At 75.7% G+C, this 20,001-nt stretch carries 2 protein-coding genes (both running past the window's edge); both read right to left on the reverse strand.

Annotated elements, in window-relative coordinates; translation table 11 throughout:
• Window positions 1-7,286, reverse strand: partial view of an SDR family NAD(P)-dependent oxidoreductase gene (locus MQV74_RS03930; protein ID WP_278194081.1) — the 5' portion only. 6,937 nt of this gene lie to the left of the window's left edge; only the first 7,286 of its 14,223 coding nucleotides appear in the window; its start codon is at window positions 7,284-7,286; its stop codon lies off the left edge, out of view.
• Window positions 7,286-20,001, reverse strand: the 3' portion of a protein-coding gene (locus tag MQV74_RS03935; protein WP_242714608.1) for a non-ribosomal peptide synthetase. It continues 9,460 nt past the right edge of the window; 12,716 of the gene's 22,176 nt are visible here — the last part of the coding sequence; its start codon lies beyond the right edge, outside the window — the gene reads right to left on this strand; its stop codon occupies window positions 7,286-7,288. Before MQV74_RS03935 ends, MQV74_RS03930 begins: the two co-directional genes overlap by 1 nt.

The following is a 20,001-nucleotide window of genomic DNA, read 5'->3' on the forward strand; positions in this document are numbered from 1 at the left end:
TCCGGGCCCGTCGGCTTCAGGTCGAGGCGCACGTCGAGGCCGTCGTCCGTGGCGCAGGCGGCGGGCCGCAGCCACACCACGTCGCTGAGCCGGACGCGGCCCGGCGCCGCCGTGGCGCGGGCGACGGCCGCGCGGGCCATCTCCAGGTGCGCGGCGCCCGGCAGGACGCGCAGACCGCGTACCTGATGGTCCTTCAGGAAGGGTTCGGAGCCGTCGAAGACGGTGCGGTACGCCGTCGGGGTGCCGTCCGGGGCGTGGTGCAGCATCGGGTGCGCGCCGGGCGTGCTGTCCGGTCGTGCGGCCGAGGGCGCGGTGCCGCGCCCCGCCCAGTAGCTCTCCTCGGCGAAGGGGTACGTCGGCAGGCCGATCCGCACGGGCCGGGTCCCCGGGGCGTACAGGCTCCGCCAGTCGAGGGGCCGGCCCGCCGCCCATTCGCCGAGGGCCCGGTCGTACTCCCCCGGCGTGAGATCGCGGGCGCGGGGCTGCGCGGTGCCGCCCGTCCTGCGGGAGACCGTGCCGCGGTGCCAGCCCTCGTGGGCGCCCGGGTCCGCCACGAACGACGTGAGCCTGCGCTCCAGGTCGGCGAGCGAGGTGACCCGGGTCGCGAGCCGCTCCTCCATCGCGTCGCGGCCCACCTGGAGGGTGAACGCGAGGTCGGCGAGGCGCCCGGCGGCGACGTGCCCGGCCCTGAGGTGGTCGCGCAGCGCGCGGGCCCGGGCGACGAGCTGCTCCTCGGTGCGCGCGGACAGCGGGATCAGCGCCACGGCAGGGGCGGGTGCGCCGGCCGGGGGCGCGGTGCCCGTGTGCGCGTCGGCGTGCGATGCCATGGCCGCGTGTCCCCCGTGCTCCTCGGTGCGGTGGTGCCGCTCGTGTCCGTGACCGGCCGCGTCGTGGCCTTCGTCGTGCTCCTCGGCGTACTCCTCGATGACGACGTGCGCGTTGACGCCGCCGAAGCCGAAGGAGCTGACCCCCGCCCGGCGCGGCAGCGCCCGGCCCTCGGCGTCGTGGGCCCGCTGCCACGGCCGCCGCTCGCGGACGACCTCGAACGGGCTGTCCGTGAAGTCCAGATACGGGTTGAGGTCCGCGCAGTGCAGGCTCTCGACCAGGGTGGCGTGGCGCATCTGGAGCAGCACCTTGATGACTCCGGCGACGCCCGCGGCCAGCTCCAGGTGCCCGATGTTGCTCTTGACCGAGCCGAGGCCGCAGCGGGCCGGTGCGTCGAGGTGACCGGGCGCTCCCGCCGTCTCCGCGTACAGCTCGCCGAAGGCGCTCTTGAGGCCGTTCAGCTCGACGGGGTCGCCGAGTTCGGTGCCGGTGCCGTGCGCCTCGACGTAGGTGACGGTGCGCGGGTCGACGCCCGCGTCGCGGTAGGCGCTCTTGAGGAGGTCCGCCTGGGCGCGCGGGTTGGGCGCGGTCAGGGAGTGGGCGCGGCCCCCGTGGTTGACGGCGCTGCCGCGGATGACACCGAGGATCCGGTCGCCGTCGCGCCGGGCGTGGCGCAGCGGCTTCAGGACCAGGACGCCGACGCCCTCGCCCCGTACGTACCCGTTGGCCCGCGCGGAGAACGTCTTGCAGCGGCCGTCCTCGCACAGCATGCCCGCGCGGCTGTAGCCGATGTGCAGGTCGGGGCTGACGATGGTGTTGACGCCGCCGACGAGCGCGAGGCCGCTGCGGCCCGAGCGCAGCAGCTCGACACCGCGGTGCAGCGCGACGAGCGAGCTCGAACACGCCGTCTCCACGGGCTCGCTGGGGCCGTGCAGGTCGAGCAGGTAACTGACGCGGTTGGGGCCCACGGAGCCGGAGACGCCGGTCGCGGCGTAGCCGTCCTCGCCGGCCCGCTCCCCCATGACGAGGCTGCCGTAGCCGCTCGGCGCGGTGCCGATCAGGACGGCGGTGTCGCTTCCCGCCAGGCCGGAGGGCGCGTACCCGGCGTCCTCGAGGGCCTGCCAGGCGTGGGTGAGCAGCAGCCGCTGCTGCGGGTCCATGGTGCGCGCCTCGCGGGGCGAGATGCCGAAGAACAGCGGGTCGAACCGGTCGACGCCGTCGAGGAACCCGCCCCAGCGCACGGGCTTCTTGCCGCGCGGGACGTCCGGGTCCTGCTCCAGGGCGCGCCAGTCCCAGCGGTCCTCGGGTATCTCCGTGATGCAGTCCTTGCCCGCGCGCAGGTTGTCCCAGAACGCCGACAGGTCGGGCGCCTGCGGGAAGCTGCCGCTCATGCCGATGACGGCGATGGGCTCGGCGGCGCCGAGTCCGTCGGCGGCGGGCTCGTGGGCCGCGGGCTCGGAGGGGTGCGCCTCTTGCGGCTGCTCCTCGTACGACTCGGTCTCGTACGCGGCCTCCGCGGCCGGGGCCGTCGGTGCGGGTGCCGTGGCCGCCAGGTGTGCCGCCACGCTGTCCACGGTCCGGTGCTCGAAGAACACCGTGGGCGCCAGGTGCGTGCCGAACCGGTCGCCGAGGCGGTTCGCGAGCTCGGTCAGGCTGATGGAGTCGAAGCCGTACTCACCGAACTCCCCGTCGCCCTCGATCTCCTCGGCGGGGACCTTCAGCTGTCCGGACACCTCCGCGATCACGGCCTGCCGGATCGCGTCGGGGCCGGGCGCCGCGACCGGGGCGGATGCCGTGACCGGCGCGGGCTCCGCGGCCGGGGCGCGGTGGTCGGCGGGCGTCGTGGGCGCGTGCCCGGCGATGTGGGCCGCGAGCGCGCCCACGGTGGTGTGCTCGAAGAAGACGGTGGGCGCGAGGCTCAGCCCGTGGTCGTCGTTGAGCCGCCGCGCGAGCTCGGTCAGGCTGATGGAGTCGAAGCCGTACTCACCGAACTCCCCGTCCCCGTCGATCTCTTCGGCGGGGACCTTCAGCTGCTCGGACACGGCGGCGACCAGCGTGCGCTCCCACGCGTCGCGGGAGGGGCGCGCCGCGGTGGCGGGCGCCTCCGTGGCCGGGGCGGGCAGCGGCCGCTCCGTGGTGATCCGCGCGGACAGGCGGTCGAGCAGCCGTGCGCGGTCGCCGCAGAGCAGGAGGGTGTGGCGGGAGTCGCCCGCGACGGCCTCGGTCAGGGCCCTGAGGCCGACCTCGGTTGGCAGGGGCGTCACGCCGATCCCGCGCAGCCCTTCGAGGGCGGCGTCGTCGAGCCGCATGCCGCCGTCGGCCCACAGCGGCCAGCCGACGGACACGGAGCGGCCGGACCTGAGGCCGCGTGCGGCGAGGTCGGCGCGGTGGGCGACGTAGGCGTCGAGGAACGCGTTGGCCGCGGCGTAGTCGCCCTGTCCCGGGCTGCCGAGCGCGGCCGCCGTGGAGGAGAACACGACCAGGTGGTCGAGGGGCTGCCCGGCGGTGGCCTCGTCGAGGTTGACCAGGCCGGTGGTCTTGGGGGCGAGGACGGCGGCCAGGTCGCCGTCCTTCTTGGTGGCGAGGTAGCCGTCGCGGAGCACTCCGGCGCAGTGCACGACGCCGTGCAGCGCGCCGTGGCGGGAGACGACGTCCGCGACGAGCGCGTCGACGGCCTGCCGGTCGGTGACGTCCGCCTGCCGGTACTCGACGGTGACGCCGGGCGCCGCGAGGTCGGCGAGGCGCGGCCGTGCGTCGTCGGGCGTGGAGCGGCCGACGAGGACGACCGTGCCGGTGCGCAGGGCGCGGGACAGCTCCCGGGCGACGTGCAGGCCGAGCCCGCCGGTGCCACCGGTGATCAGGTGGACGCCGCCGTCGCGCCACGGCGACGCGGCGGTCCCGTGCGCGGGCCGCGCCTCGGCCTCGGTGAGCCGCCCGGCGTACCGCAGGCCGCCCTGCTGGCGGACGTGCGGCTCGGTGTGGGCGCGGGCGCCCGCCTCGACGGCTTCGGCGAGCGCCGCCGCGGACCGCTCGTCGGCGGCGTCGAAGGGGTCGAGGTGTTCCAGGAGCTGGGTGCGCAGCCACGGGTGTTCCAGGGCGGCCGTGCGCAGCAGCCCGGACACGCCGGTCAGCACCTGGGCGGCCGGAGAGCCGTGTCCCAGGACGACGATCTGTGTGAGGCCGCCGTCCGGCAGGTCCCCGGCCGCGATCAGGGTGCGCAGCTCGCCCAGGACGTCCCGCGTCAGACGGGCGTACGCGACGTCCAGCGGACGGTCCGCGGCCACCTCGGACGTGTGCAGGACGACGGTGCGGGGCAGCCGGGTGCGCAGCGCCTTCCCGGCCGCGTCGGCTCCGGGGCCGACGAGCCAGACGACCCGCTCGGCCGGTTCGGCGTCGGGGGCGGCGGACAGCGTGGGCAGCGGAGTCCAGCACGGCTCAAGGACCAGCAGGTCCCCGGGGGCGTCCTGGCGGTGCGGGACCTGGGACGACGGGGCGTCGGCGGCTGCCGCGGGGGCTTCGTCGGACAGCCAGTAGGAGTCCTGCGCGAACGGGTACGTGGGCAGGGAGAGGCGGGCCGGGCGCCGGTCGGGCGCGTACAGGAGCTCGAAGGCGACGGCCGCGCCCCGGGCGTACTCCTCGGCGAGCGTCAGGAGCCGGTCCGGGTCGGTCAGTTCCCGGGCCGCCCGCACGTCCGGCCGGGCCGGGCGCTGGGGCTTGTGGTCACCCGCGTACGCCGACGGCGCGCTGCCGGTCTCCAGCCAGGTGCGCAGCCGCGCGGCGGCTCCCGCCGTGGTGTCGGCGACGAACGCGAGGCGGTGGCGGAAGTGCTTGCGGCCCCGGCCCAGGGTGTGGCTGACGTCGCGCAGGCTCAGGCCGGGGTGCGCTTCGAGGTGGGCGGCGAGCTGCCGTGCCCGGTCCGTGAGCTGGTCGGCCGTGCGGGCGGACAGCGCGATCAGGCGGGAGCCGTCGTGCTGTTCGGCCGCCGGGGCGGCCTCAGGGGCCTCGGCCAGGACGACGTGGGCGTTCGTGCCGCTGTAGCCGAAGGAGCTGACGGCGGCCAGGCGCGGCCGGTCGGCGGGCCGCCACGCGCGCGCCCGGGTGTTGACGTAGAAGGGCGTGCCGTCCAGGTCGATGTGCTCGTTGAGGCGCTCGTACTGGGCGGTCGGCGGCAGCGTCGCGTGCTCCAGGGCGAGGGTGGCCTTGAGGACTCCGGCGACGCCCGCGGCGCACGCGGTGTGGCCGATGTTGCTCTTCACCGAGCCGATCGCGCAGTGGCCGCGGCGGTCGGTGCGCGCGGTGAAGCTGTCGACGAGGCCGTCGATCTCGACGGGGTCGCCCAGGGCGGTGCCGGTGCCGTGCGCCTCGACGAGCTCGATGTCGCCGGGGTCGATGCCGAACTTGTCGTACACGTGCTTCTGGAGCCGGGCCTGGGCCTCGGCGTTGGGGGCGGTGATGCCGTTGGACCTGCCGTCCTGGTTCACGCCCCAGCCCTTGATGACGGCGTGGATCCGGTCGCCGTCCGCCTGTGCGTCGGCGAGCCGCTTCAGGAGGACCACGCCGACGCCCTCAGCCGGTACGAAGCCGTTGGCGCGCTCGTCGAACGCGTAGCAGCGGCCGTCGGGCGACAGAGCCCGCAGCTGGCTCATGGCCACGTGGACGCCGGGGCCGGGGATGACCCAGACGCCGCCCGCGAGCGCGGTGTCGCTGTCACCGAGGCAGAGGCTGTCGCAGGCCTGGGCGATGGCCACAAGCGACGACGAGCAGGAGGTGTCGATGGACAGGCAGGGGCCCTTGAGGTTCAGGGCGTAGGAGATGCGGCTGGCGAGGATGGCGCTGTTGGTGCCGAGGTTCTGGTGCGCGCTCAGGCCGGACGCGTCGGCCGTGGCGCCGTAGCCGTTCACGGAGCAGCCGACGAAGACGCCGCACTGGGTGCCGGAGAGGTCGTCGGGGTCGTAGCCCGCCTCCTCGACGCAGCGCCAGCTCTCCTGGAGCAGGACGCGCTGCTGGGGGTCCATGGCCGCGGCCTCGCCCGGCGAGATGGAGAAGAAGAGCGGGTCGAACCGGTCCGCGTGCTCCAGGACGCCCATCCACTTGCTGGAGGACTTGCCGGGCACGCCGGGCCGCTCGTCGTAGAACCTCTCCACGGGCCAGCGCGAGGCCGGGACCTCGGATATGCAGTCGCGGCCGTCGAGGACGTTCTGCCAGAAGGCGTCGAGGTCCTCCGCCTTGGGGAAGGCACCGGACATGCCGATGACGGCGATGTCCACGAGGCCGGGGACCCGCTGGGGCCCGGCGGCGGGCTCGGTGCCGGGTTCCGGGGTCGGCTCGGCGGTGGGCTGCGGCGCGGGCGCGGGCGTGACCGGGCGCTCGGGCGCTACGGCGGGCTCGGGCGCGACGGGGGCGGTGGGCGCGGGCTCCCGCTCGACGGCGGCAGGCACGGGCACGGGCACCGGCTCCGGCTCCGGCTCCGGCTCCGGCTCCGGCTCCGGCGTGGGCTCCCCTGCCACGGTGGTGGGCTCGGGCCGGGCCTGTACCGCCGCGTCGGGGGCCGCGGCGCCGTGCTCCCGCGTCAGGTACCCCGCCAGGTCGCTGATCGTCGGATGTCCGTACACCGTGGTCGCGGACAGCGAGAGCCGCAGCCGCGTGTTGAGGGTCCGGGTCCAGGTGACGCCGGAGATCGAGTCGAGGCCCAGCTCCACGAAGGGCGCGTCGTCGTCGAGTTCGGACGCGGTGAGCTCCAGCTCCTTGGCGAGGCTGGCCCGCAGCCACGCGGCGAGCGCGGCCTCAGCGGCGGGCGCGGCCTCGGCGGCGGGCGCGGGGGCCTCGGCGGGCGCGGGCTCCGCCTCCTTCACGGCCACCGGCGCTGGCGCGGCCACCGGCGCGGGGGCCTCGGCGGGCGCCGGGCCCGCGCCGAGCAGCTCGGCGAGGTGCCCCGCGAGGTCGTCGACCGTGGGGTGGCTGTAGACCTGGGTCGCGGAGAGCGACAGCTGGAAGTGCGTGTTCAGCTTCCGGGTCCAGGTGACACCCGTGATCGAGTCGAGGCCCAGCTCCACGAAGGGCGCCTCGTCGTCGATGTCCGCCGCGACGAGTTCGAGCTCCGCCGCGAGGCTCTCGCGCAGGTGCGCGGCGATGTCCGGGCGCCCCGGCGCGGACGTGCCGCGGGTGGCCGAGGACCCAGGGGGTGTGGCACTCATCTGTTCTCCCATGGCGCCCTCGAACAGGGCGGACAACGTACGGAACGTGGGGTGACCGCAGACCTGGGCCACGGTGACGGACAGCCCGAGGGTTCGGTTGACCTCGTGCAGCCACTGGGCGCAGCCGAACGAATCGAGACCCAGCTCCACGAGGGACGCGTCGTCACGGCTCGGAGCCACTTCGGTTCCAAGGACGACGGCCAGCGTGTCGCGCAGGTACCGATGCAGGTCGCTTTTCGCGTGGATCTTAATACGTGGCGCGGGCATCAGGAATCGGCCCCTTCCACCGGAGCGCCGGGCTCGTTCCCGTTCTGACCTGCGGGGACGCCTGGAGCGATCTGCTCCAGATGGCGCCGCAGCGTCGCGTTGAAGGTGAGCGGCGCCTCAAGCATCACGAAGTGCCCGACGCCGTCGACCAGTTCCACCTCGACGCCGTAGCGGCGCGCGGCGGTCAGGTTCGTCGGCATCCAGGACGTCGAGTTGATCAGTACGAGCGGCACGTCGAAGTGCTTGGGCACGTCCTGGAGATAGGTGAGCATCTCGCGGAACGCGGCGGAGACCACGGCCGCGCCGGTCTCCTCCCGGGTGCGCGCGACCAGGGCGACGAGGTCGTCGCGGGCGCCGTCGAGGAACAGCTCCCGCGCCTGCACCGGCTGTTCGCTGAAGGTGCGCACGAACCGGTCGAGCTGCTCGGCGGACAGCGCCTTGGGCTCGAAGTTGTGCAGCGTGTCGACGCCGACCAGGCCGCGGACCCGGCCGCCCAGGAGCCGCTCGGCGGCCAGCATCACGGGCCCGCCGAGGGAGTGCCCGACGAGGACCACGTCGTCGAGGCCCTCCTGCTCGACGACGGCCACGACGTCCTGGGCGAACGCCTCGACGGTCCACCGCTGCCGGGACCTGCCCGAGCCGCCGTGTCCGGCGAGGTCCGGGGCGATCACGGTGTACCGGTCCGCGAAGTGCTCCAGCTGGCGGTCCCAGTACGACGCGTCGCAGCCGAGGCCGTGGATGAGGACCAGGGCCGTCGGCCCGTCGCCGCGCACCCGGTAGTGGATGCGGTTGCCGTCGGCCGACGTGGCCGTGGCGGCGGGCGGAGCAGCCGATTCATCCGGTTTGCGGGCGATGACGCCCACGTGCTCCATGTCCGGGGCGGGCGCGCCGTACGACTGGCGGTCCACGCCCACGGCGCCGAAGAACCCGGCCCGCTCCACGACGAACCCGGCGGCCTCGCACTCCCTGCGGAACACGTCGGGGTCGATGGCGTTGATCAGCGGCGGCCCGCCGACGACGTGGGCCGCCTCGAAGTGCGCGGCGACGTCGTCGATGTAGCCGGGCCACGGGTCGCCCGCGGCCTTGCGCGCCTCGTAGTCGGCGGCCTTGGACGCCCAGTAGCCGAAGTACGGCGAGTCCGAGCTGAGGAAGACCTTGCCGCCCGGCGCCAGCCAGTCGTACATCTTGCGCAGCGTGAGCCGGAAGTCGTCCGGGGCGAGGAAGTGCATCACGCGGCTGGCGTGCACGGCGGTGAAGCGGGCGGCCTCGAAATCGACGTCGGGCAGCATGCCCTGGCGCAGGGACAGGCGCTCCCGGGCCTCGTCGTTGACGCGCTGGCCGAGGATGTCCAGGTGCTTCTGCTCCATGTCGAGCGCCACGACGCGGGCCCCGCGCTCCAGGGCGGCGATGCTCGCCACGCCGTACGCACAGCCCAGGTCCAGGGCCTCCCCGCCGCTGTCCCCCGCGTACGCGGCGAACTCCTCGGAGTACGGGATCAGCCGCTCGACCATCACGCCGGTGCGGTTCAGGGTCGCGACCATCCCGCCGAAGTCGAGGGCGGCCGCCGCCTTGAGGTCCTCCAGGACGTCGTGGTCACGGGTGACGGGGCGCGCCGCCGCGGCCTCGGGCGCCGCCGCGGCCCGCGCAGGCGTGGGGGGCGCGGGCGTCAGCGGCGTCAGGGCCACCTGCGGCCTCGCGGCCGCGGGCGAGGTGTCCGAGGTGTCGATGCGGTGCGGTACGTCCGACAGGTCCCGCAGGACGACGGGCTTGCGGGGCTCCGCCCCGGACGGCGCGGGGGCACGCTCCGGCTCCGTCGCGGGTACGTCGGCGGAGGCCTGGGCGGGCTGCTCGGCGCGTGCCCAGTAGCGGTTCCGGGCGAACGGGTAGGCGGGCAGCCGCAGGCGCGGCACGCGGCGTCCGTCGGGCCGGGCGACGGCGGTCGGGACGGTGTGCCCCGCGACGTAGCCGCGCGCGACCTCGACGAGGGCGGCGCGCCGCGCGGCCGGGTCGAGCCCGGTGTCCCGGGCGGTGTCGGCCGCGGCCCGGAGCCGGTCGGTGTCCTGCGCCGACGCGGTGAAGCCGCGCGGCACGACGCCTTCGAAGCAGGCACCGGCCGGAGCGGTCCGCGCGCGGCGCCGGGCGCGCCAGAGCGCGGCGGCCTCGTCGAGGGAGCCCACGACCAGGGCGCACCGGTGGCGGAAGTGGTGGCGTCCGGTCAGGAGCGTGGCGCTGAGCCGGGGCAGGTCGGCGTCCGTCAGGGCGCCGCTCGCGATCCGGTCGAGCAGGCCGTCGACGATCTCCTCCAGGGCCGCCTCCGTCTTGGCGGAGACCGGCAGGAGGTACGCGGGCCGGGACGGGACGGTCGGGACCGGCCGGCCGGTGTACTCCCGTACGACCACGTGGGCGTTGGTGCCGCTCATGCCGAACGCGCTGACCGCGCCCGTCCGCCGGCCGTGCTGCGGGGCGGGCCACTCCTTCGTCGCCTTGTTGACGTAGAAGGGGCTCGCGCTCCAGTCGATGAACTCGTTGTCCCGCTCGCAGTGCAGGCTCGGGGGGATGGCGCGGTGGCGCAGCGCCTCCGACAGACAGATCAGGCCGACCAGGCCGGAGGCCGCGAAGGTGTGGCCGACGTTGGGCTTGGTCGAGGTGAGGGCGCAGAACCCGCGCTCGTCCGTGTGCCGGGCGAATGCCGCGTGCAGCGCGCCCACCTCGACCGGGTCGCCGAGCTTCGTGGCGGTGCCGTGGGTCACGACGTAGCCGATGTCCGCCGGGTCGATGCCGCCCCGCTCGTACACGGACTCCAGGAGGGCGCGCTGGGCGTCGCCCGAGGGGGCCGTGATGCCGTTGGTCCGGCCGTCGTAGTTGAGGCCGCTGGCCGCGACGACGCTGTGCACGGGGTCGCCCGCGGCCTCCGCGTCCGCCAGCGGGCGAAGGACCAGGGCCGTGACCGCCTCGCCGGGGACCATGCCGTCGGCGTCCTGGTCGAACGTGGCGCACTTGCCGGAGGCCGACAGCATGCCCGCGTCGCTCATGGCGGCGAGGGCCTGCGGGGTCAGGACGAAGTTCGCCGCCGCGACGACGGCGATGTCGCACTCCCCCTGGAGCAGGCTCGTCCGCGCCTGGTGGAGGGCCACCAGGCCCGAGGAGCAGGAGGTGTTGACCGCGAGGACGGGCCCCTTCAGGTCGAGGAAGTACGACAGGCGCGCGGCGAGGACGCCGTCGTGGTGCGAGGTGAGGTTGCCGCCCGCGCCGTCGAGGAGCTGGTAGTCGCCCTGCTCCACGCCGACGAACACGCCGACCGTGAGGCCCTCCAGCTCCTGGGCGCCGAGGGCGGCGTCCTCCAGCGCCTTCCAGCACTCCTGGAGGAGGTGGCGCTGGCGCGGGTCGAGCGCGCGGGCCTCCTTCGGGGCGATCTCGAAGAACGCGGCGTCGAATTCGTCCGCCCAGTCGATGCTGCCCATCCACCGGTAGGGCTCCGGGGCGCCCTCGTCCCGCGTCGCCGCCGGCGCCGCGCCGAAGCGGGCGGGCGGCAGCTCGCGGACGAGGTCCTTGCCGTCGGCGAGCGCGGCCCAGAAGGCGTCCACGTCGCGGCAGCCGGGGAAGATGCCGCTCATGCCAATAACGGCGAGGGCGTCGGAGGCGGGCCGCCGGGCCACGGAGTCCGCCGGGGCCGCGACGGGCTCGGCCGGCTCGACCCGCTCGACCGGTCCGACCGGCTCGGGGAGCTGGACCCCCGTGTCGTGCACCAGGTGGTCGGTCAGGCGCCGTACGGACGGGTGGTCGTACAGGACCGTCGGCTGGAGCGGGGTGCCGAGGCGTTCGGCGAGCCGGTGGGCGAGCTGGGTGAGGCGGATGGAGTCCAGGCCCAGGTCGTGGAAGCCGCTGTCGTCGTCGAGCTGGTCCACGGGGGACTTCAGGACGTGCGCGACGACCTCGCGGACCGCGTCGGCCAGGGCCGCGCGCCGCCGGTCGTGCGCCACGGCCGACTCCTGCGGGGAGGCCGACTCCCGCGCGGGGGCCGACTCCCGCGCGGGGGCCGGGCCCGGTGCGGGGGCCGTCGGTTCCGTGCGGCGCGGCGCGGGTGCGACCGCGCGCTCGGCCAGGGCTTCGGCCCGCTCGGCGGGCGCGTGCAGGACCAGGGGCGCGGCCGGTCCCGACCGCTGCGCGAGCAGCCGTTCGAGGACGGCGAGCGCGGTGTCGGCGGCGAGGGGCCGCTGACCGCTGGCGGCCAGGTAGGCGGTGACGTGGTCGTGGTCGGCCGCGCGCTGAGCGGCCGCGCCCATGCCGCCGTCCTCCCACAGCGGCCAGGCGACGGCGAGCAGCCGTCGCTCGCCGCGCTCGGCGAGGGCGCGGGCGTACGCCGACTGGAAGCGGTTGGCGACCGCGTAGTCGCAGCTGCCGAAGTCGCCGAGGGTCGCGGAGCTGGACGAGAAGAGGCAGACGAACTCCGCGGCGCGCCCGGCCCGGGTGCGGGCCAGGGCCCGTTCGAGGGCGAGCGTGCCGTCCACCTTGGCGGCGAGGACGCGCAGCGCGGCGTCGCGGGTCGCGTCCGTCACGGCGTGCCGCTGTGCCGTGCCCGCGGCGTGCACGACGCCGTCGATGGCGCGCAGCGCGGGCGGCAGGGTGCTGAGCGCCTCGACGAGGGCGTCCTCGTCGGTGACGTCGGCGCGGCGGCGGACGACCGTGCCGCCGTGCTCGCCGAGCCCCGCGGCCCAGGTCTCGTCGGCGGGGCTGAGCGGCGAGCGGCCGAGCAGGACGAGGTTCGCGCGGTAGGCGCGGGCCAGGTGCTCGGCGACGCGGCGGCCGAGGCCGCCGAAGGCGCCGGTGATCAGATAGGTGCCGCCCTCGCGCAGCGCGGCCGGGGCGGGCGCGGCGGTGCCGGGCAGGCTCCGCACCTCGCAGACGTGGCGCTGTCCGCCCCGGTACAGGGCGGCGGCCCGCCGCTCCTGGTGCTGCTCGGTCAGGAGCAGTTCCGCCCAGCGGCTCGCGGGCGCGGCGCCCTCGTGCAGCACGACGCGCAGCGCGGTGCCGGGCAGCGGCCCGGACAGGGAGCGCTCGTAGCCGATCAGGGCGTCGAGGGCCGCCTGGCCCACGGCGTCGTCGAAGTGGCCCGCGACGAGGACGTCTGGGACGGGACGGCCGGTGGCGGCCACGGCCCGCACCAGCGCGCCGACGTCGGCCAGTTCACGCAGCGGCGGACGGCCGTCCGCGCGCTCGGTGGGCCACAGGTAGTGGAGGGCGTCGAGGGGGCCGTGGGCCTCGGCGACGGCGGTGAGCACCCGCGTCAGGGCCTGCTCGTCGGCGGGGTCGACGCGGTACGCCGACGGCTCGGTCGACCCGGTCCGCGCGGGCTCCGGGGCACCGGCCTCAGGCCCGGCCTCGGCCTCGGCCTCGGCCTCGGCGAGGAACACGAGGCGGGTGCCGGGCGCGTGGCGGAGCGTCGCGGCCCGGTAGGCGTCCTGGGCCGCGGGGTCGGACAGGAAGGCGGCGACCACGCGCCGGGCGCCGGTGTCCGCGACCGGCGTGGCCTCGCGTGCCACCCAGCGCTCCTCGAACAGGTGCGGGGCGACGGCGTCGGCCGCGCGCTCCTGCGCCGGTTCCCGGCGCTCCGCGCGCAGCCAGAAGTGCTGCCCGTCGAACGGGTAGGCGGGCAGGCTCAGACGGCGCGGGCGCGGCCCGTCCGCGTACAGCTGCCGCCAGTCGACGGGCTCGCCCGCCTCCCACAGCCGTGCCACCTTGTCGAGCCTGCGCTCGGCGAGCCACTGGCCCACCAGGGCGCGGCGGTCCTCGTCGTCCAGGACGTCCAGGACGGCGGGCGCCTGCGCGGGCGCCGCCGCGCGGGCGGCGAAGTCCTCCAGGGCCGTGACGAGTTCGGCCGCGGTCCCGGCCGCGAACGCCGCGCGGCAGGCCATGGCGGTGCGCCCGACCTGGAAGGTGTAGGCGACGTCGGCGAGGTCCGGCGCGTCCTGCTCGGCGGTGAGGTGCCGCGCCAGGTCGCGGGCGTAGCGCCGCAGGGCGTCGGGGGTCCGTGCCGACAGGGGGACGAGGTGGGGTCCGGGCAGACCCGTGCCGTGGCCCTGGCGCGGCGGGGCCTCTTCGAGGACGGCGTGGACGTTCGTGCCGCCGATGCCGAAGGAGCTGACGGCGGCGCGCAGCGGTGTCTCCGTGGGCGGCAGCGGGGTGAGCCGGTCCACCACGTGGAACGGGGAGTTCGCGAAGTCGATCTGCGGGTTGGGCGCCGTGTGGTTGATGGTCGGCGGCACCGTGCGGTGGCTCAGGACGAGGGCGGACTTGACGAGGCCCGCGAGGCCCGCCGCCGCGTCGAGGTGGCCCAGGTTCGCCTTCACCGAGCCGATGCCGCAGAAGCCGGTGGCACTGGTGTGGCGTCGGAACGCCTCGGCCACGGCGTTCACCTCGACGGGGTCGCCGATGACGGTGCCCGTGCCGTGGGCCTCCAGATAGCGGACGGAGTCGGCGCGCACCCCGGCGCGGTCGAGGACGGAGGCGATCAGCTCGCTCTGGCCCGTCAGGCTCGGCGCGTAGTAACCGGCCTTGCGGGCGCCGTCGTTGTTCATGCCGACGCCGCGCACGAGCGCGTGGATGTGGTCGCCGTCGCGCACGGCCGCGCGGGCGTCCTTCAGGAGGACGACGACGGCTCCCTCGCCGCCGACCATGCCGCGGGCGTCCGCCGCGAACGGCTTGCAGTGCCCGTCGGGCGACAGCGTCATGCCCTCCTCGTAGAGGTAGCCGACGGTCTCCTCGCCGTACATCGCGCAGCCGCCGACCAGGGCGTGCGTGGTCTGGCCCGACTGGATGCCCTGGCAGGCCAGGGCGAGACCGGCGAGCGACGACGAGCAGTTGCTGTGCACGAACAGGCTCGGTCCGCGCAGGCCGAGCCGGTGCGACACGGTCGTCGGCACGCTGCCGGGCTGGGCCTGGAGGAAGCCGACGAGGGCCTCGGAGTCGCGGCGGGCGCCGGGGCCCGTGACGGGCGCCTGGTAGAGGGAGTTGGCGGTGGACATGTACACCGCCGCATCCGCGATGTCCTCCGGCAGGTACGCCGCGTCCTCGACGGCCTTCCAGGCGTGCTGGAGCAGCTGGCGCGCCTGCGGGTCCATCAGTTCGGCGTCGCGCGCGGAGACCTGGAAGAAGGCGTGGTCGAACAGGCCCTTGCCGCGCATGCTCGCGCGGACCGGCACGTGCGCCGGGTCCTGGATCAGGCGCTCGTCGACGCCGAGGCGGCGCAGCTCCTCCGGCGGGCACAGCTCGACGCTCTCGGTGCCCGCGACGAGGTTGCGCCAGAACGCGCGGTGGTCGTCGGCGCCGGGGAGCCCGACGGACACGCCGATGACGGCGACGGCACCGTCGAGATCCCCGGACAGGTCCGGGGAAGCCGGTTCGGTCCGGGGCGTGGCCGCGGCGCGGCTCGCGGTGTCCGGCCGGTGCTCCGTGCCGAGGCCCGCGCGCAGGCGGGCGGCCGTGCCCGCGGCGTTCACGCAGCCGAAGACGTCCGCCGACGTGAAGGGCACCCCGAAGCGCTCGGCGACGCGGTCGGCGAGCACCACCGCGAGGACGGAGTTGCCGCCCGCGTCCAGGAAGGCGTCCGTGGGGCGCAGCCCGGCAACGCCGAGCACCTCCTGCCACACGGTGAGTACGTCACTCTCGCGTACGGCACCGGCGGCGCCCGCCTCGGCCCTCGTGCTCCGTTCCGCGGCGGGCCCGTCCGGCAGGGTGATCGGCCGGCGCGCCAGGGCGAGCCGGTCCACCTTGCCGTTGGGGGTCTGCGGCAGCGCGTCGACCGGCAGGACGAAGGCGGGCACCATGTACGCGGGCAGGGTCCGGCGCAGCTCGTCGGTCAGCTCGCGCGCGGTGGCGGCTCCGCCGGTCCAGTACGCGACGAGCTGGGTGGCGCCGGTCGCGGGCTCGGCCCTGGTGACGACGGCGCACTCGCGCACGGCGGGGTGCCGGGCCAGGGCGTGCTCGATCTCGCCCGGCTCGACGCGGAAGCCGCGCACCTTGACCTGGGAGTCGATCCGGCCCAGGCACTCGATGGCTCCGTCGGCGAGGCGCCGCGCCAGGTCGCCCGTGCGGTACAGCCTGCCGCCCGGGGTGAAGGGGTCGGCGGGGAACCGCTCGGCGGTGAGCTCGGGCTTGTTGAGGTAGCCGAGCGCGAGCCCGTCGCCCGCGATGCACAGCTCGCCGGGCACGCCGACCGGGGCCGTGGTGCCGCGCTGGTCGAGGATGTGGATCCGGGTGTTGTCGATGGGGTGCCCGATGGTGACGCGCCGATCGGCCTCGACGCGGGCGACGGTGGACCACACGGTGGTCTCGGTGGGCCCGAACAGGTTCCACACCTCGCCGCCGAGCGCGGTGAGGCGCTCCTTGAGCGTCTCGGACAGCGCCTCGCCGCCGCACAGCACGCGCAGGCCCTCGGCGTTGGTCCAGCCCGCGTGCAGCAGCATCGTCCACGTCGCGGGGGTCGCCTGCATGACGGTCGGCCGCACGCGCGCGATCAGCGCGGCGAGCCGGTCGCCCGAGCGCGCGGTGGCCGGGTCGCTGAGGTGGCACTCGGCGCCGGTGACCAGCGGCAGATAGAGCTCCAGGGCGGCGATGTCGAAGCTGTGCGTCGTCACCGCGAGGACCCGGTCGGCCGCGCCGAGGCCCGGCCGCTTCGCCATGGCGCACAGGAAGTTGGTGAGCGCGCGGTGGGGTACGACGACGCCCTTCGGCAGGCCGGTGCTGCCGGAGGTGTAGATGACGTACGCGGGATCCGCGCCGCCGGGCGCGGCGTCGCCGGAGCCGGTGCCCGGCGCGTCGGCCGCGGGGTCGGCGGCCGGGTCGTCGAGCAGCAGCAGCCGCTGACCGGCCCGGCCCTGGTCGGCGATGCGCCCGTGCAGGGCACTGTGGCTGAGCAGGACGGCGGGCGCGGCGTCGTCGAGGATGTGGGCGATCCGGTCCTGCGGGTAGTCCGGGTCGAGGGGGATGTAGGCGCCCCCGGCACGCAAGGTGGCGAGCAGGGCGACGACGAGGTCGACGGAGCGCTCCAGGTGGACGGCGACGAGTCGGCCGGGGCCCACGCCGAGGCGGCGGAGGCGTGCGGCGAGCTGCCGGGTGCGCTCGTCCAGGCGCGCGTACGTCACGGACTCGGTGCCCGCGACGAGCGCGATCGCGTCGGGGGTGCGGGCCGCCTGGTCGGCGAACAGCTCGTGGACGCACCGCTCCGGCTGGGCGACGGCGGTGTCGTTCCACTCCACGGTGAGCGTGTGGAGCTCCTGCGGCGAGGCCGCTGAGAGGTCGTCGAGCCGCTGTCGCGGGTCCGCGCCCGGGGCCGACTCCAGGAGGTGGACGTACTGGCGCAGCAGCCGGTCCACCGTCGCGGCGTCGAACAGGGCGGGGTCGTACTTCGCCTTGACGGTGCAGGCGTCGTCGGTGGCGTGGGGCGCGATGACCTCGATGACGAGTTCGTACTCGCCTTCTTGGTGGATGCCCTCGACGTAACGGACGCCGGGGGTGCCGGCCGTGACGTCCTCGTGCCAGTCCTGGTACATGAAGGCGTGGCGGAACACGGGCGCAGAGCCGTCGGCCGCGCCCGGGCCGAGCTCGCGGACCAGCGGGCCGAAGGGGTAGGCGTGCGCGAGGGCGTCGAGCAGCGTCCCCTGGACGTCCGCGCACAGCTCGGCGAACGTGGCGCCACCGGACATCCGGCTCCTGACCGGCACCATGGTGACGAAGTGGCCGACGGTGCCGTCGAAGCGGCGGCCCGGCCGGGTGCTGACCGGCATCCCGACGACGACGTCGTCCTGCTGGGCGTACTGGCGCAGCAGGACCTGGTGCGCGGCCAGGAACACCGCGGACGGGTAGACGCCGCGCTCGCGGGCGAACCGCGCGAGGCGGTCGCCGAGGTCCGCCGGGAGCCGCACGGTCTCGGTCGCGCCGTGCCGCCCCCGGTCGGGGGCGGAGCGCGGCCGGTCCGTGGGGAGGGCCGTGGCGGGCGGCAGGGACGCCAGCTGCTCGCGCCAGTAGGCGAGCCGGGCCGCGCCCTCGTCCCCGGCCAGGAGGGCGGCCTCCTCGGCGGCGAACTCGGCGTACGGGGCGTGCTCGTCGGCCGGGAGCGCGGCACCGCGGTAGGCCGCGAGCAGGTCCTTCACGAGCACGACGGCGGAGGCGCCGTCGAGCACGAGGTGATGGGCGTTCAGCAGGACCCAGGCGTCGGCGCCCCGGGCGTCGCGGAAGACGCTCAGGCGGCACAGCGGGCCGTTCTCCAGGTCGAAGGGTTCCCTGGCGTGCGCGCGCAGCCGTGCGCGCGCCTCGTCGGGGTCCTTGACGGTCAGCTCGTGCTCGGTGACCGCGAGCGGCATGGCGTCGGGCCGGGCGAACACGAGCCGGTCGCCGTCCTGCCGTACGACGGCGGAAAGCAGCGGATGGCGGGTGCGGACGCGGTCGAAGGCGGCGCGCAGGGCCGGGAGGTCGAGGTCCGCCACCTGGAAGCAGAGCGGCACGTGGTACACGCTCGCCCCGGGCGCGGACTTCTGGAGGCTCCACAGGCCCCGCTGCCCCTCGGAGAGCGGGTGCGGCACGAACTCGGCGGGCTCGTCCGCCGGGAGCTCCGGAGCCGTCCGCGGGCGTACGCCGTCGAGGTGGGCGGCCAGGGCGTCGACGGTCCGGTGCTCGAAGAGCGCGGCCGAGGCGAAGTCCGCATGGAGCTCTCCGCGCACCCGCTTGGAGAGGCGCACCAGGCCCATCGACGCCATGCCGAGCGCGCTGAACTCCCGGTCGGTGGCCACCTCGTGGGGCGCGGTGTCCAGCTCCTCGGCGAGCGCGGCGCGCAGCCAGGCGCGGACGTCGGAGGTGGTGCCGTCCCCGGGGCGGGGTTCCGGCCGCGCGGCCCCGGGCTTCTCGGCCCGGACCGGCTCCACGCGCGCGTGGTCGCTCGCCGCGGGCGCGTACCAGTGGTCGCGCCGCGCGAAGGGGTACGTCGGCAGGCTGACGCGGCGCGGCGGGCGCCCGGTGTACAGCTCGCCCCAGGTGACGCACGCTCCGCTCAGCCAGCTCCGGGCCGCCGCGTGCGGGTCACCGGTCGGACCGCCCGCCGCCGACGCGCTCGTACCGGCGTCGGTGAGGTCGGCGTACCGGTCGGGGCCCGCGGCGCCGTCGACGCTGAACTCCGCGAGCGCGGTGGCCAGTTCGGCGGTGGAGCGGACGACGAGCGCAAGCCGCACCGGCAGCTCGTCACGGCCGCTCTGCAGGGTGTGCGCGATGTCGCGCAGCGGCATCGGGCGTCCCTCGCGCTCCGCGTCGCGCAGGTGCGCGGCCAGCCGTCCGGCCGCCGTGCGCAGCCGCTCGGGCGTGTGCGCCGACAGGGGGACCAGGCAGGTGTCGTCGGCCGCCGCCTCGGTGGGACGTGCCTCGCCGTCGGCCGTGTCCGCCATGTCCGCCATGTCCTCGTATTCCTCGATGATCAGGTGTGCGTTCGAGCCGCCCGCGCCGAAGCAGGAGATGCCCGCGCGCCGCGGCAGGGGGCGGCCTTCGGCGTCGACCGGGTTCCAGGGGGCGAGCTCCCGCTGGACGTGGAACGGCGACTGCTTGAAGACGATGCCGGTGTTGAGGTCCTCGGCGTTGATGGAGGGCGCGAGCGCGCGGTGGCGCAGCTGCATCAGGACCTTGGTGAGGCCCGCGACGCCCGAGGCGCTCTCGCAGTGGCCCAGGTTGGACTTGAGCGAGCCGACGGCGCAGTACTGCCCCGGGCGGTCACCGGCGAAGGCGCGGCTGAGCGCGGAGATCTCCAGGGAGTCACCGAGCGGGGTCGCCGTGCCGTGCGCCTCCACATAGCTGACCGTGTCCGGCGTGATTCCGGCCCTGGCCAGGGCGCGGGTGACGACGTCGCGCTGCGCGTCCAGGCTCGGCATGCTGTAACGGCTCGTACGACCGCCGGAGTTGACGGCGCTGCCCTTGATCACGCCGTAGACGTGGTCGCCCGCGGCCACCGCGTCGGCGAGCGGGCGCAGCACCACGGCGCCGACGCCCTCCGCGGCGAGGAACCCGTCCGCGTGCTCGGAGAAGGGGCGGCACCGCTCGCCGGACGACAGCAGACCGTGCTCCTGGAGCACGTCGAAGTGGTCCGTGCCGAGGAGCAGGTTGACCCCGCCCGCCACCGCGCAGGCGCTGTCACCGGAGAGCAGGCTCTGCACGGCCAGGTGCAGGGCCGTGAGCGACCCGGAGCAGGCCGTGTCGACGGCCACGCTCGGGCCCTGGAAGTCGAAGAGGTACGAGGTGCGGTTGGCGATGGACGAGTAGGCCGTGCGGCCGTTGTACGTGGCGTTCATGACGCCCACGAACACGCCCACGCTGCCGTGCCCGGCGAGGGCCGCGGGCGTGTAGCCCGCGTCCTGCACGGCGCCGTGCGCCGTCTCGATGAACAGGCGCTCCTGCGGGTCCATGGCCGCGGCCTCGCGCTCGTCGATGCCGAAGTACGCGGCGTCGAAGGAGGCCACGTCGCCGAGGAAGCCGCCCCAGGGGCGCTCCCGGTCCTGCCAGTCGCACCACCAGCGGTCGGCCGGGTAGGGCGCGGTCGCGCTCTCGCCCCTGGCCAGGTTCTCCCACAGGCGCGCGGGGCTGTCGGCACCGGGGTAGCGCCCGGCGAGGCCCACGACGGCGATGTCGCCGCAGGGGCGCGGCGCGGTCCCGCTGGGGGCCTCGGGCGCGGGCCGGGTCTCCT

This window comes from Streptomyces sp. AN091965 (assembly GCF_022698285.1).
In the GTDB taxonomy this organism is placed as follows: Bacteria; Actinomycetota; Actinomycetes; order Streptomycetales; family Streptomycetaceae; genus Streptomyces.